We start from the raw sequence: 13,674 nt of genomic DNA on the forward strand, positions 1-13,674 counted from the left end.
TATCACGCCGCACCGTTTAATGTTTAGATGAACGCTGATGACAATTGGGTCAGTGACATGGATCCTGTTCGCGATGCTTTAACGTGAGCATGTTCGATGACATCGGAGCGGCCGAACCCACTTTAAGGACTGCGCAACTATCATGATAACGCTCGGTCAGGCTACCGTGTCCCTGGCGCTCAGGGATGTGTTCAAAGACGGCGTCGCGCTGCGGATCGGCACCCGTGCCTTCGACATTCTCGAGTTGTTGATCCGCCACCAGGGGCAGTTGCTGAGCAAGGAACAGATCCTTCAGTGTGTCTGGCCCGACACGGTCGTCGAAGAGAACAACCTGCAGGTGCATATCTCAGCCCTGCGCAAGGCGCTGGGCAGTGATCGTGACCTGATCCGCACGGTTCCCGGCCGCGGCTACATGCTCCTGGGAAGCGAAGAGACGGCGGCGGACAGCGCGGGGCAAGACAATTCCCGGGCGCTTCCGCTGGCGCGCAACACAGGCAGCCTGGCTGGCCAGCACCTGCCGTCGGCGGTTGAACTGGTCGGGCGTGACATGCTGGCGGATGAAGTCCATTCAGCCTTGCGTGACGCCCATGCGCTGATCACCTTGATCGGCCCTGGCGGCGTGGGCAAAACCAGTCTGGCGGTGGCGGTGGGGCGGCAATGGCTGGAGCGCCATCAAGCGCCGGTTCATTTCGTTTCGCTGGCCGAGCTGCCGACGGCGGATCATCTGCCGGAGGCCCTGGCCAGCGTTCTGGGGTCGGGGCACAGCCTCGATTCGCTCATCCGGCACCTGGCCGAGCGCCCTGGGCTGATCATCCTCGATAACTGTGAGCACCTCATCGACCCGATTGCCGGCTTTGCCGAGCAATTGCTGCAGGGCGCGCCGGGCACGAAGATCCTCGCCACCAGTCGCGAGCCGTTGAGGATCGCCGCAGAGCGCAGTCTCCAGGTCCCGCCGCTGGCGATTCCCGAAGCCGATGCGACGCGCGCGGCGATTCTTGGTGCCAGCTCGGCGCAGTTGTTTCTGCGGCATTGGCGTGCGCTGGATTTCCACATGGCCGACACCTGCGACGCCGCACTGGACAATTACAGTGTCGACCTGGTCGGTCAAGTCTGTCGGCGCCTGGACGGTATACCCCTGGCACTCGAAATGGCCGCCGCCCGGGCGTGTGCCCTGGGCCTCTACCAGTTGCTGGAGAGCCTGGACGAAAGCATGCACCTGCTGGCCGCCAGCCGTCGCACGGCACCCGCCCGCCAGCAAACACTGGATGCCTCGCTGTCCTGGAGCTACCGCTTGTTGAGTACCGATGAGCGTGCGGTGTTGCGCCTGCTGGCCGACCTTGATGGCCCATTCACCCTGGAGCAGGCGTGCCATGCGCTGCAGCGCGCAACGCTGGCACGCAGTTGCATCATGGATTGCATGGTCAGGCTGGCGACCAAGTCGTTGCTGATGGTGACCGCGCAGGGTCCGTTCCGTGTGTATCGCATGTTGGCCTCCACCCGTGCCTGCCTGCGCGTGGTGCAGACCCAGGAAATCAGCGGAGAAACCCTCAGGCTCGACCCCCGCTACCGGGCAACGTCCGGGATATCTGCCGCCTTCATGGCTGTGCCTGTCGAGGCCGACAGGTATCATGCCCGCCATCAAAGAGGCATGGCGGCCAACCGCTGAACGACGGATATGTGCATGAGCGTGAACCCCAAGGTGTATGTGGTCGATGACGACGCCGCGATCCGCACCGCCCTGCAACGCTTGTTGAGCTCGGAAGACATCGCCTGCCGCGCCTTCGACAGCGCCGAAGCCTTTCTTGGGCATACCCTGGAGGAGGCGCCCACCTGCTTGCTGCTGGACGTCAACCTGGCGCAGGGGTCCGGCTTCGATCTGCAGCATGAACTGCACGCGCGCGGCCAGCACTTTCCGATCATCTTCATGACCGGTTTCGGCACTATCGCCATGTCGGTGAAGGCGATCAAGGCCGGTGCCCATGAATTCCTGACCAAACCTTTCGAGCCTGAGCAACTGCTCGACCTGATCCGTGAAGCGTTGGCCGCCGACGCCCTCAATCTCAGTGAACGGCAACGGGTGTGCGACGCGCGAGAGCGCTTCAATCAACTGACGCCACGGGAAAAGGAAGTCATGGCGTTATTGATTACCGGCAAGATGAATAAACAGATTGCGTTGGAACTAGGCACCAGCGAAGTCACCGCAAAAGTTCATAAGAAGCACGTGATGACAAAGATGAATGCACGCAATGTCATCGAACTATTGAAACTGCACGAGCGGCTTGGCGAAGTCTCGCAATGATTGAGCGCACAATTGTCCATGTGCGCCGAATTTAACTTGGTATGTCATCTAACATGTCAAACGGGCCAACTAAGCCGTCGCCGAAGTTCGCTGGTTGATGCCCGCGCCTTATCGATTAGGGCCTGCATGAAAAGTTTCGGGGCTTTTCATACGGGCCCTAATCGTGCATTCAAGGCGTCAGCGGGGCGCCGTGACGGGGCCTCGCCATCGGCTGCGGTCAGGTGGACTGCAAGCGCAATATCCGGGCGCCGTCGTGCGGATCGGTCAGCCAACGCCCCTTGACGCCGAACGTGCTGCGCAAGCGCTCCGGTGTCAGCACGTCGAACGGCGATCCCAACGCCACCAGTCTTCCACGCTCCATCACCGCCAGCCGATCACAGGCCAAGGCCTGATTCAGGTCGTGCAGGGCGATGATCGTGGTGACGGGCAGGCGATGCACCAGCTTGAGAATCGCCAATTGCTGCTGAATGTCCAGGTGGTTGGTCGGTTCGTCCAGCAGCAGAATCTGCGGCCGTTGGGCCAGTGCGCGGGCAATGTGCGCGCGTTGCCGCTCGCCGCCGGACAGCGTGTGCCAGGCTCGATCGCGCAGGTGTTGCAGGCTGACATCGGCAATCGCCTGGTGAACGATCCGGGTGTCCTCCTCACCCCAGGGAGCCAACGCCGACAGCCAGGGCGTGCGACCCAGTTCGACCGCTTGCACCAGGCTGATGGCATCGCTGGTTTCGGCCTGTTGCTCGACCACCGCCAGGCGTTGCGCGATGTGGCGGCGCGGGAGGGTCGTCAGCCGTTCGCCGAGCAATCGCACCTCACCTGTGGTGGGCACAGTGATGCCGGCCAACAGTTTGATCAGTGTCGATTTGCCGGAGCCGTTCGGGCCGACGACGCCCAGGTTTTCGCCGGCACGTATTGCCAGCTCGACCCCCTCGAGCAACGGCGTTCCTTTGATGCGGTAGCTCAGATCGAAGGCGGTGAGCACGCTGACCGCCTGGTCCATGGGAGCGTTCATCGGCTGCGGTTCCCCCGAATCAGAATCAGGGCGAAGACCGGAGCGCCCACCAGCGCGGTGATCACCCCGATTGGCAGCACCTGGCCTTTGATCAGGGTGCGTGAGACCACGTCGGCCGCGACAAGAAACAGCGCGCCGCTCAAGGCGCTCAGGGGCAGCAGCCGGGCATGCCGCACGCCGGTGGCCATCCGCACGGCATGAGGAATGACCAACCCGACGAAGCCGATCGAGCCGACGAGAGAGACCATCACGGCGGTGATCAGCGCCGTGCTCGCGATCAGCAGGATCTGCACCTGGCGCACCGGAATGCCCAGCGACGCGGCTGCGTCGGTGCCGAAGGTGAAGGCATCGAGCGACCGTCGATGCCACAGGCACACGCCCAGCCCGAGCAGCACCACGGGCACCGAAAGCGCCACGGCACTCCAGCGCACGCCACTCAGGTTGCCCAGCAGCCAGAACAGAATCCCACGGGCCTGTTCGGCATTCGCCGATTTGGTGATCAGCAACGAGGTCAGGGCGTTGAACAATTGTGAACCGGCGATGCCCGCCAGAATGATCTGACCGGTCGCAGGCTGGCCACGGGACACGCGAGCGAGCAGGGCGACCATGGCGAACGCGGCCGCGGCCCCGGCAAAAGCGCCCATGGACAAGGACACCGCGCCGCCGCCGACCCCGATCACCGCCACCAACACCGCGCCGGTGGAGGCCCCCGCCGAGATGCCCAGCAGGTACGGGTCGGCCAGGGCATTGCGCAGCAAGGATTGCAGCACCACACCAGACACCGCCAGACCGGCCCCACACGCGGCGGCGACGATGGCGCGGGTCAGGCGGTAATTCCACACGATACCTTCATCGATCGGATCGACGGCGAACCCCGCACCCCAGAGTTTGTTCGCCAGCACCTGAGCGATGATCGACACGCTGATGGGCGTCTCGCCGATGGCCACGCCCGCCAGGATCGCCAGGAGCAGCACCGCGCCGACCCACAGCCCATGGCCCAGCAAACGGGCGATGCTGGGCAGCTTCATGGCCCGGTGGTGGCCGCGGCCAGTTGTTCGATGCCGTCGAACAGCCGAATACCAGATTCCATCGCGCTGGCGTCCATGATGACGATGCGGTTGTTTTTCACCGCGTCCATGTTGCGGGTCACCGGATCGGATTTGAGAAAGGCCAGCTTCTTCTCGTGGTCGTCCGCCGGGTAACGCCGACGGTCCATGCGGGCGATCACCAGAATCGTCGGGTTGGCCTTGGCAATGGTTTCCCAGCCCACGGTCGGCCACTCTTCGTCGGACTGGATGACGTTCCGCATGCCCAGGGTGTCCAGCATGAAATGGGGGATGCCTTTGCGCCCGGCCACATAGGGGTCGCTGTGCAGATCGGGGCTGGAGAACCAGAACACCGCCGAAAGAGGCTCGGCATTTCGACGCCGGGTCTGCTCGACGGCATCGGCCAGACGGCGTTTGTATCCCTCGATCAACTGCTCGGCGCGGTCCTGGACATCGAAGATCTGCGCTTGTTGCCTGATGCTCTTGTACAGCGTATCAACGCCAAAGGCCTCGGTGCGCGTGCCATCGGCACCGACCCGATTATTCTTCCCCTCGCAGTCCGACGGCAGAATGTAGGTGGCGATGTTCAGGTCCTGGAACTGTTGCCGGGTGCCCACGGCACCTTGCGGGCCGACCATCCACTCGAACTGCACGGGCACGAAGTCAGGACGCTTGCCGATCACCGATTCAAAGCTGGGGGCGTTGTCGGCCAGGCGCTCGATCCGGGCGTTCTGCGCGCTGAATTGGGGGAGGGTGTCGTTGAACCAGAGCGAGGTGCCCACCACCTGCTGGCCAAGGCCCAGTGCGTAGAGCATCTCCGTGGCCGCCTGGCCAATGGTCACGATACGATGCGGGGCGTGAGCGAACGTCAGCGGCACGCCGCAGTTGTCGATGGTCAAGGGGTAGTGCGTAGGGGCGGCAATGGCAGCGGACATGAACAGTGCGCTGGACAGCGTCAGACCGGTGAACAGCACGGCAAGGGGGCGCAACGACATCAAGGCGTCTCCAGTGGACCTGTTGAAGGGCGCAGGCACTGGAAAGCACATCCGATAGGCTCCACGCGAGCGGAGGCGGCGCAGAGTACGCAGACGGAAGTCCTTCCCCGGACACCCCGCCGGTGAATGATTGACGCTGGCCGGCAGGTCTCCTGACTGGCGCGTCGTTGCCTCGCTTCGGCCTTCCCGGTGTGAACCAGTGGCAATCGGGAAGCAGGGCTCAGCGCCTACAGTTGCGGGGACAGTTCCGTTTCAGCCTCACGCCGAGGCTGTTGGATTCCCTATTAATTCCGTGTGGAAACCGGCGGGGGGATACTAAACGATTTGCGGCCGACCGAACACGTCGATCTTGCCGCCTGATCGCGATTGCTCAGCCGTACGACGGCGTCAACGGACCTGCCGGTTGCAGGGCACGACACGGGTGTGAGGCCCAATGGCCCCCCCGAGGCGGCGGACCGGCCGCAGCCTGCATAGCCGTCATTGGACGGGAAAGTTGAACGGCCAGCCTGACACGCGTTTCGGGCGCGGCGTGGCATAGGTGCGCACCTTGGACGTCTTCAACCCCAGCCGCACCAAGGATTCGGCCAGCGCCACCGCAGCCGTCACGCCATCGACCACCGGCACCCCGGCGCGCTCGCGGATCAGTTGCTCCAGCCCGGCCATGCCGCCGCACCCCAGGCAGATGACTTCGGCCTTGTCCTGTTGAACGGCCTCGACCGCTTGCTCGGCGATTGCGTGCAGTGCGCGATCCGGGGCTTGCTCCAGTTCCAGCACGCTCATGCCGCTGGCGCGAACCGAGGCGCAGCGCTCGTAGACCCCGGCCAGTTTCAGTCGGTCTTCGATCAGCGGCACGGTGCGGTCCAGCGTGGTGACAACCGAATAGGCATGGCCCAAGAGCATGGCCAGACTGGCGGCCGCTTCGGTAATGTCCACCACCGGCACCTCAAGCAACTCCTGCAAACCTTCTCGACCATGCTCGCCATAGCCGGCTTGTATCACCGCGTCATAAGGTTGATCGTACGACAGCACCCGGTCCATCACGGCCAAGGCGGCCAGGTAGCTCTCGAAATTGCCCTCCACCGATTCGGCGCCGAAGCGTGGGGTCAGGCCGATGATTTCGGTGCCCGGGGAGGCGACGCTGCGCGCCTGTTCGGCGATGGTCTGGGTCATCGATTCGGTGGTGTTGACGTTGACGATCAGAATTCGCATGAGCGGCGGCCTCGCGGTAGGACAAGATTGAGCGGTGTGCACGATTTATAGGCGCTATGTATACAGGGCGAGGGCAAGGCTAACCCAACGCACGCGGTTTGTGGGAACGGAATCGAGGTTGGCGCACGAGGGGGAGGGAGGTCAGCGCGTTGGATGGCACATGAACCCAAGGCCTTCGCTCAGGTGTGTCAGCCGGCAGCGCCGTCATGACAGCCCATCGCGCCAGACATATTGAGCTGGAGCCAAACTGACTCCAGCGCTGTGAGAGGCGGTCAGAATTTGCTTGGCACGGGCGCCTGGCTGGCAATGAAGCCCTGATCGCGCATGGCCTGCCAGAATCCGTCAGGCACCTGGGCCTCGACCGCGGCCACATCCTCGGCAATCCGCGAGGGGCGGCTGGCCCCGGGAATCACCGCAGCGACCAAGGGGTTGGCCAGCACGAACTGCAACGCTGCGGCTTTGATGTCGACCTGATACTGCCGAGCGATCTCCTGTATGTGCGCCACTTTGTCCAGCATGGCCTGGGCAGCGGGCTGGTACTCGAAATGCTTGCCGCCGACCAGCACCCCCGAACTGTAAGGCCCGCCCACGACGAACTCGGCGTTGTGTTCGCGCGCCTTGGTGAACAGGCGTTGCAGTGGCTGGTCGTGATCGAGCAGCGAGTAACGTCCGGCCAGGAGAAAACCATCGGGTTGTGCTTCACTCAAATCCAGGGTGAGTTCACAGGGTTCGACGCGGTTGACGCCCAGTCCCCAGGCCTTGATCACGCCTTCCTCACGCAGGCGCGTGAGGGTACGGAAGGCGCCGGTACGGGCGACATTGAAATGCTCGATCCACTCATCGCCGTGGGCGTCCTTCGCGATGTCATGAACGAACACGATGTCCAGCCGGTCGGTCTTCAGTCGTTCAAGGCTGGCGTCGATGGAGCGCAAGGTGGCGTCGGCGGAATAATCGGTCAGGATCTTGTTCTTCAAACCGTCCGTGAACGGACCATTGCGCGGTTGCGTGTCGAGTGCCTCGGACACCAGCCGGCCCACTTTGGTACTGAGGGTGTAGGCGTCCCGGGGCAGGTGAGTCAGCGCCCGGCCAAGGCGCTGTTCGGACAGACCGGCCCCGTACAGCGGCGCCGTATCGAAATAGCGAATGCCTTGGTCCCACGCCGATTGCACGGTGGCGGCGGCTTCTTCTTCGCCAATGTCGCGAAACATGTTGCCCAACGGAGCCGAGCCGAAACCCAGGCGGCCGATGATCTTGTCGTGCAGACTCATGAGAGTGTCCTGTCTGGCGTCATGAAATACCGGCCGACGAGCGGAGCGGCATGGGTAAAGATCCTCGTGCGGGGCGGGAGTTCGACCGGAAGGGCAAATGCAACTTTTCCCGAGCGCGTGGCTTCCAACTTCACACGCGGTTTCGATAATCCGGAAAGGGAGGGCAGTCGATGAGTGAACACATCGTCCATTTCCATTGTGGGGTCGATCAAGCCAGCACCGAGCATTTTCGCGACCGCTGTCTGGAGGCCCTCGACAAAGGCGCCACGGGCCTGTTGCTGAACCTCTCGACCGCCGGTGGCAGCACCGCGCTGGGTTTTACCCTTTACAACTTTCTCAAGTCGCTGGCGGTGCCGATCCGCGCGTTGAACAGTGGCAACATCGAATCGATGGGCATCGTCATGTACCTCGCCGCCAATGAGCGAATCGTCTGTCCTCACTCGCGCTTTCTGATCCACCCCATGAGCTGGTACTTCAATCAGAGCTCCGTGGACCATTCGCGGATTCGCGAGTACTTGCGCAGCCTGGACAACGACCTGCAGCGCTACGTGAACATCTATTCGAGCGAAACCCAGGGTGCCCCGCAGCCGCTGGACATTGGCCGCTGCCTGTCTGCCGAGGAAAAGGTGATCAGCGCCGAGGAGTCCATTGCCTGCGGCATCGCTCATCGGGTCGAACAACTGAAATTTCCCGAGGACGCCGTCCACTGGACGGTGACGGGCAACTGAACCGCCGCACTGACCGAACCGACACAAAGGAGCCTGCCATGCAACACACCCTGCACACAGCAATGCACACGGCGCCGGACGCGCCGGACGAAGAAGATCTGGAAGTGGACGTGGACAATGATCCCGGCAATGAAGACCCGGGTTCGCAGTTCGATCGCGATGCTACTGTGCCGTTGATCGATCCTGACGAATGAGGGTTGGCCCAAACTAAAAGAGCGAGAGCTTTCGCCCTCGCTCCTTGCGCTGATCGTTATCGATCAGGATTTGCGCCCTGCGCCGCCTTGTGGCATCGAGCCACCTTTCTTGTTGGCGTCGGATGCTTTCTGCCGGTCGTCGGCCACGTTGCTGCCGCCCGAAGCCTGGCCGCCTTTTTTGCCTGCTTCAGAGGCTTTCTGACGATCGTTCGCGAAGTTCCCAGGGTTCGATTTTCCGGTATTAGCCATGATTACGTACCTCTTGTTATGAGAAGGGCGAGTCATTCGGCTCGCCTTTATTCGGATGGATCAAGCGGCAGTTGGTTTAAACAAACGGCGTACAACCGGACAGACGGATGGAGTGGCCAGTCGCCTCCTTTCCGAACGCGCGCAGCGTGGCGCAACGTCTCAGCCTCCCTCCATCACTGCCTGAAAAATTATGCCCGCGAGGGCGGAACCGATTCAGACCTGGGTGCCACCCATCGACACCAAGCACTTTCGCTGGTGATGACCCCAGGAGTAATCGACATGCCAGGTATTAACCCGATTTCGATGGCAGGCAATTTTGTAAACGGCGCGATCAACGGTGGTGGCCAGATCGCTCAGCAGTTGGCCGGTGCTCACTCCAACCTCGACCAGGAGAAAAACATCGCCGACTCGAGCGGCCCCTCCAAGGCCGAGCAGGCGCAAAGCGCGGCTACCGAGAAGGCCGATGCCAGCCAGGCGCGCCTGATCGCCATGCAGACGGAGGCCGACATCCGCAAGCAGACCAATGATGTGCTCAGCGCCATTCGTTCCGGCAAGGAAGACAGCGCGAACAAGGCAATCAGCGCCGAGGCGCAGAACGCCAAGGGCATCAGCTACTGATCATCGCGCGCCCCCTGAACAAGGGGGCATCCACCTGACGTTGGAGGTTTCATGCTTAGTCTCAATGCCAGTCTCAACCCGCTGCAGAACGCTCACATCGGTACCGCCCTTTCCACGGGCAGCATCGGTGGGCAGCACGGCCCGCAGCAGTCCTTGAAGGATGTCATCAACCAACTGGCCGATGCGCTGACCCAAGGCGGTCATCTGGACCAGGACTCGCCGTTGGGCAAGATGGTGGGTGACCAAATGAAGAAAATGAACCCGCTCGCCGCAATGATGGGAGGGGGCTCGCCGGACATGGTCAAGGCGGCCCTCAGCGACCTGATCAAAGACAAGCTGGGTGACAATTTCGGCGCGGCGGCGGATTTTGGCCTCAGTGGCGGCGCGGGCAAACCAGACCTGATGAACCAGGTGCTCAACGGCCTGGGTAAAGCTTCGTTGGATGACCTTCTCAGCAAGCAGGGTGATGGAACGAAGTTTTCCTCTGATGACATGCCGCTGCTGGACAAGGTCGCGCAGTTCATGGACGAAAACCCGAGCAAGTTCCCGGCGCCGGATTCCGGTTCCTGGAAAAACGAGCTGAAAGAGGACAATTTCCTCGATAAAAGCGAGACCGGTGCCTTCCGGGCGGCGCTGGACATGCTCGGCGGCCAGCTCGAACAGCAGCAGAACGGCGTCAGTGACAGCAGCGGCCCGCTGGGTGGTCCGCTCAGCAGCCCACTGGACCTCGCGCCTTCCGGCGGGCAGTCCGGCCAGAACGCTGTTCAGGAGCTGGGCCAGTTGCTCGGTGGCTTGATTGAAAAAGGCCTGCAAGCCACGCAGGGCGGTGGCGAAGGCATCACCGGCCAGAACCCGCTGTTTGCTCAACACGATCTGCAAAACAGTCTGGCGCAGGCGGCCAATGCCATCGTTTCGACCCTCTTGGGCGCTGACAAGGCCGTGGCCTGATTCGACCCCCGTTCGACACCGTCTGCTGGAGAAGCCCTGTGACCGTTTCCAATCTCAATCACCTCAAATCGCCATCCCCCGATCTTGAGCCGCAGCTGGATCAGGGACTGGTCAGCGGGCCTTCGCAGGCGGATGTCGACCTGTTCAATGCGGCGATGCGCCCCGACGCGGGGTTGCAGCCCAGCCACCTGTCCGAGCAGATCGCCAGCGCACTGTCGGAGCGCCTGGGGACCATGGACAACTTTTCCCATCAGGCCATGCGCAAGATGAAAAAGGCGTCCACCACGGACGATCCGCTCGAGATCGCTCAGATGAGCCGATCCCTGTCCCAGTATTCGTTGCAAATGGCGTTGACCACCAAGGTGGTCAACAAAAGCGCTCAGGCGTTCGACAAGCTGACCAACCTTCAGTAGAGGCCTGGCGTGAATTATCTGACCGCGGCTCTGATGTGCCTGATGCTGCTGCTCAGCGGCTGCAGCGACGAAACCGATCTGTTCAGTGGCCTTTCCGAACAGGATGGCAACGATGTGATCGCCAGCCTGGCCGACCAGCACATCGATGCCCGCAAACGCACGGAAAAGACCGGCGTAGTGATCGCCGTGCCCACCGCCGATATCAATCGCGCGGTACGGGTGCTGGACGCCGCCGGCCTGCCGCGTCGTTCGCGCAGCAGCCTGGGTGAAATCTTCAAGAAGGAAGGGGTGATCTCCACCCCCCTCGAAGAGCGCGCCCGCTACATTTACGCCTTGTCTCAGGAACTGGAAGCCACGCTGTCGCAGATCGACGGGGTGATCGTTGCGCGGGTGCATGTGGTGCTGCCCGAACGCATCGCCCCCGGCGAGCCGGTTCAGCCGGCGTCGGCTGCGGTATTCATCAAGCACACCTCGGCACTGGATCCGGACAGCGTGCGCGGGCGCATTCAGCAGATGATTGCCAGCAGCATTCCCGGGATGTCGGGTGAGCCCCTGAACTCCAAAAAATTCGCCATCGTCTTCGTACCCGCTGCCGAGTTTCAGGACACCGAGCACCTGGCGCACTTCGGTCCGTTTCTGGTGGACAGCGAACAGCTGGCGTTCTGGAAAAGCATGCGATGGATCGCGCCCGTGGCGGGCCTGCTGTTGATGGCCTTGCTGATTCTGATCCTGCGCAGCGATTGGCGAAACGCCGTATTGCAACGCTTCGGCTTGCAGCGCGGCGAGCGCTCGCGCCTGCCGGTGCGCGCAGGGTGATCGCAGTGGATGAACACTGGATCCAGTGGTGGTGCGCGCCGTGGCACGAGGCCCATCGCGGCTGGATCGAGCCGTTCGTCGAGGCCTGCGGTTGGCCCATGGCGCAGGCCCACCAACTGTTGCTCGGTCGGCACAGTGCGTTCTTGTCCAGCGTGGGCATTGCCCCGACTCAACCCCCCGAACCGAACGAAGGTGTGGTGCAGTGGTTGCGGTTGACCGACGATCAACGGCATCAGGCCCTGCAACTGGCGGCCAGCATCTGCCTGGGTCTCAGGGTGCCGGATGAGGGGGGCGCAGCGGATGAGACCTGGTGCCGCGCCGTCGCCAAGGCCCTGCGCCCGGGCGCCTGGCTCGATCCGGCCACGCAGGACCCGCGGGCTTTGCTGGCGGCGTGGGCGGGTGAGGCGTGCTGGTCCCGGCTGCGGTTGAGCTGGGCGCCCGACGCGTTACAACCTGCCTTCAATGACCTGCCCTCGAACAAACTGCAGACCCTCTGGCAGGCCGTGCTGTGGCGTGTCTCGCGGGGGTGAATCCCGAATCACAGCTGGTTTGAGAAAAGGAACCCGACATGCTCGCCAAACGCAGCCTTTCACTGGCGTCCTTCGACGTGCTGGCCGAACCTGTCCTGCGACGCGAGGACATCGCTGACATGCAACGTGCGTGCGAGGTGTTGGACACGGCACGACGCGAAGCTCAGCAGCTCCTCGCCGACGCGGCCGAGCAGGCGCAACGGGAGCGGGAACAGGCGCTGGCGCAGTTCTGGACGCAGGCCAACGCCGTGCTTGAAGAGCTGGAACTGCAGCGTCAGCGGTTGCAGCAAGACGCATTGGAAACGCTCGAAGCGCTGCTCAATGAGTCGCTGGCCCGGTTGCTCGACGAGGCTTCGCTGGCCGAGCGCACCCGTGCGGTGGTGCGCAACCTTGCCGACAGCCAGCGGCATGCAGTGCTGGCCACCCTCAGCGCCCACCCGGATCGGCTCGACGACCTGGCCGCATGGCTGGCGCAAAGTCGGTTCGCCGAACACTGGCAATTGAAGGGCGACCCCTTGATGCCCGACGACGCCTTGCGCCTGAGCGATGAGCAGGGGGCTTTCGACATCGACTGGGCCTCGTTGCGCAGGGGATTGTTGGGTGCGGACGCCGCAACGGCCTAGCGGACTCGACCTTTTTTGCCCCGGAACGGGAACCGGACGTCGGGTGATTTCCACTCAGGGAATGAACCCTTACCCCGGAGTATCCGCAATGATCAGTTTCAAATCCCTCCAGAACCACCTCGACCATGCCTACAGCCGGGCGCAGAGCGGCATGGAAGAGGCCGCCGAAGCCGCATCGGAAAGCGGCACCATGGAAGACCTCCAGGCTTTCAACGACGCCACCCAGCAGACCAACGTCGCCAACATGATTCTCAATGAAGGGCTGCGCGCCAAACACGGCATCACGAAAGCGATCATCGATGGAATTCAGTGACTTCACGGCGATCCTCGCCCGGTGGTGTGAGCAACGTCCGCTCACACCGCTGGACTGCTGGATCGACGACGCCAATGCACGGCTGGCGGTACTCGGCAATGGTGTGAGGATCAGCCTGGACCTGCTCGACCCCTACGACGGGACCGACCCGCAACGTCTCGAGGCAATGCTGACTCAAGGGGGCGCCAGTGTGGCCTGTGCGTGCGCTGGTGCGTTGGCCGTCGACCCGGACAGCCGCTGCGTGGTGCTGACCACTTGGCTGGCCGATCCCTGCGGCCCCGACGATCTGCTCGATCGACTGGAACACCTGGCCAATCAACGCGCCGCCTTGCTGAGCCTGCTGCAAACCTCCCTGCGCCATGCCACGGCCTTGCCGTCGGCCCGCGCGTCCCTCAATACCTGGCAACCAGGAGTATGAA

At 62.9% G+C, this 13,674-nt stretch carries 18 protein-coding genes and 1 riboswitch; of the genes, 12 read left to right on the plus strand and 6 right to left on the minus strand.

Annotated elements, in window-relative coordinates; genetic code table 11:
* Nucleotides 1–142: 142 nt before the first annotated feature.
* The gene (locus N5D61_RS01200; RefSeq protein WP_279890229.1) at nucleotides 143–1,666 is read left to right on the plus strand and encodes a winged helix-turn-helix domain-containing protein; all 1,524 of its coding nucleotides are present in this window, start codon (nucleotides 143–145) and stop codon (nucleotides 1,664–1,666) included.
* Nucleotides 1,667–1,681: 15 nt separating this feature from the next.
* Nucleotides 1,682–2,299 carry a response regulator gene (locus tag N5D61_RS01205; RefSeq protein ID WP_218565121.1) on the plus strand — a complete coding sequence of 206 codons (618 nt, stop codon included), beginning with the start codon at nucleotides 1,682–1,684 and terminating at the stop codon, nucleotides 2,297–2,299.
* A 217-nt stretch (nucleotides 2,300–2,516) separates the two neighbouring features.
* Here N5D61_RS01205 and N5D61_RS01210 read toward each other — a convergent pair whose 3' ends face one another.
* The 5 genes from N5D61_RS01210 to N5D61_RS01230 all read right to left on the minus strand — a co-directional run bounded on the left by N5D61_RS01210 (nucleotide 2,517) and on the right by N5D61_RS01230 (nucleotide 7,823).
* Nucleotides 2,517–3,305, minus strand: a complete 789-nt coding sequence (locus N5D61_RS01210; RefSeq protein WP_279890231.1) for an ABC transporter ATP-binding protein — start codon at nucleotides 3,303–3,305, stop codon at nucleotides 2,517–2,519.
* A complete protein-coding gene (locus N5D61_RS01215; protein WP_108239797.1) occupies nucleotides 3,302–4,333 on the minus strand; it encodes an iron chelate uptake ABC transporter family permease subunit in 1,032 nt (343 codons plus the stop codon). The genes N5D61_RS01210 and N5D61_RS01215 overlap by 4 nt, the downstream gene beginning before the upstream one ends.
* Nucleotides 4,330–5,346 (minus strand): ABC transporter substrate-binding protein, encoded by a 1,017-nt coding sequence (locus N5D61_RS01220; RefSeq protein ID WP_279890233.1) that lies wholly within the window; start codon nucleotides 5,344–5,346, stop codon nucleotides 4,330–4,332. Before N5D61_RS01220 ends, N5D61_RS01215 begins: the two co-directional genes overlap by 4 nt.
* Before the next feature lie 124 nt (nucleotides 5,347–5,470).
* Nucleotides 5,471–5,667, minus strand: a riboswitch (cobalamin riboswitch).
* 156 nt (nucleotides 5,668–5,823) lie between these two features.
* Complete coding sequence (locus N5D61_RS01225) at nucleotides 5,824–6,555, minus strand: aspartate/glutamate racemase family protein (protein ID WP_279890235.1); 732 nt, start codon at nucleotides 6,553–6,555, stop codon at nucleotides 5,824–5,826.
* Between the two features lie 272 nt (nucleotides 6,556–6,827).
* The gene (locus tag N5D61_RS01230) at nucleotides 6,828–7,823 is read right to left on the minus strand and encodes an aldo/keto reductase (RefSeq protein WP_279890237.1); all 996 of its coding nucleotides are present in this window, start codon (nucleotides 7,821–7,823) and stop codon (nucleotides 6,828–6,830) included.
* 170 nt (nucleotides 7,824–7,993) lie between these two features.
* On the opposite strand from N5D61_RS01230, the gene N5D61_RS01235 reads away from it, so the two are divergent.
* Both N5D61_RS01235 and N5D61_RS01240 read left to right on the plus strand, forming a co-directional pair.
* Entirely contained in the window at nucleotides 7,994–8,551 is a 558-nt protein-coding gene (locus tag N5D61_RS01235) for an ATP-dependent Clp protease proteolytic subunit (protein WP_279890239.1), read from the plus strand.
* 38 nt (nucleotides 8,552–8,589) lie between these two features.
* Nucleotides 8,590–8,745 carry a hypothetical protein gene (locus N5D61_RS01240; protein WP_279890537.1) on the plus strand — a complete coding sequence of 52 codons (156 nt, stop codon included), beginning with the start codon at nucleotides 8,590–8,592 and terminating at the stop codon, nucleotides 8,743–8,745.
* Nucleotides 8,746–8,808: 63 nt separating this feature from the next.
* On the opposite strand, the gene N5D61_RS01245 is transcribed toward N5D61_RS01240, so the two are convergent.
* On the minus strand, nucleotides 8,809–8,994 hold the full coding sequence (locus N5D61_RS01245; protein WP_108239802.1) for a general stress protein: 186 nt from the start codon (nucleotides 8,992–8,994) through the stop codon (nucleotides 8,809–8,811).
* 279 nt (nucleotides 8,995–9,273) lie between these two features.
* Here N5D61_RS01245 and N5D61_RS01250 point away from each other — a divergent pair, with 279 nt between their 5' ends.
* From N5D61_RS01250 to N5D61_RS01285, 8 genes are all read left to right on the plus strand, one after another.
* Nucleotides 9,274–9,612: a hypothetical protein gene (locus N5D61_RS01250; protein WP_177411119.1), complete on the plus strand. Its 339-nt coding sequence runs from the start codon at nucleotides 9,274–9,276 to the stop codon at nucleotides 9,610–9,612.
* A gap of 51 nt (nucleotides 9,613–9,663) precedes the next feature.
* Complete coding sequence (locus N5D61_RS01255) at nucleotides 9,664–10,560, plus strand: harpin HrpZ family protein (protein ID WP_108239804.1); 897 nt, start codon at nucleotides 9,664–9,666, stop codon at nucleotides 10,558–10,560.
* Nucleotides 10,561–10,598: 38 nt separating this feature from the next.
* Nucleotides 10,599–10,973 carry a type III secretion system inner rod subunit SctI gene (sctI, locus tag N5D61_RS01260; RefSeq protein ID WP_108239805.1) on the plus strand — a complete coding sequence of 125 codons (375 nt, stop codon included), beginning with the start codon at nucleotides 10,599–10,601 and terminating at the stop codon, nucleotides 10,971–10,973.
* 9 nt (nucleotides 10,974–10,982) lie between these two features.
* The gene (gene sctJ, locus N5D61_RS01265) at nucleotides 10,983–11,789 is read left to right on the plus strand and encodes a type III secretion inner membrane ring lipoprotein SctJ (RefSeq protein ID WP_108239806.1); all 807 of its coding nucleotides are present in this window, start codon (nucleotides 10,983–10,985) and stop codon (nucleotides 11,787–11,789) included.
* 5 nt (nucleotides 11,790–11,794) lie between these two features.
* On the plus strand, nucleotides 11,795–12,319 hold the full coding sequence (locus N5D61_RS01270) for a type III secretion protein (RefSeq protein ID WP_279890243.1): 525 nt from the start codon (nucleotides 11,795–11,797) through the stop codon (nucleotides 12,317–12,319).
* Between the two features lie 38 nt (nucleotides 12,320–12,357).
* Complete coding sequence (gene sctL / locus N5D61_RS01275) at nucleotides 12,358–12,942, plus strand: type III secretion system stator protein SctL (RefSeq protein ID WP_279890245.1); 585 nt, start codon at nucleotides 12,358–12,360, stop codon at nucleotides 12,940–12,942.
* Nucleotides 12,943–13,030: 88 nt separating this feature from the next.
* A complete protein-coding gene (locus tag N5D61_RS01280; protein ID WP_108239808.1) occupies nucleotides 13,031–13,255 on the plus strand; it encodes a type III secretion protein in 225 nt (74 codons plus the stop codon).
* A complete protein-coding gene (locus N5D61_RS01285; RefSeq protein WP_279890247.1) occupies nucleotides 13,242–13,673 on the plus strand; it encodes a type III secretion protein in 432 nt (143 codons plus the stop codon). Before N5D61_RS01280 ends, N5D61_RS01285 begins: the two co-directional genes overlap by 14 nt.
* The last annotated feature ends 1 nt before the right edge of the window (nucleotide 13,674 follow it).

It is taken from the genome of Pseudomonas sp. GD03842 (assembly GCF_029841165.1).
Taxonomy (GTDB): Bacteria; Pseudomonadota; Gammaproteobacteria; order Pseudomonadales; family Pseudomonadaceae; genus Aquipseudomonas.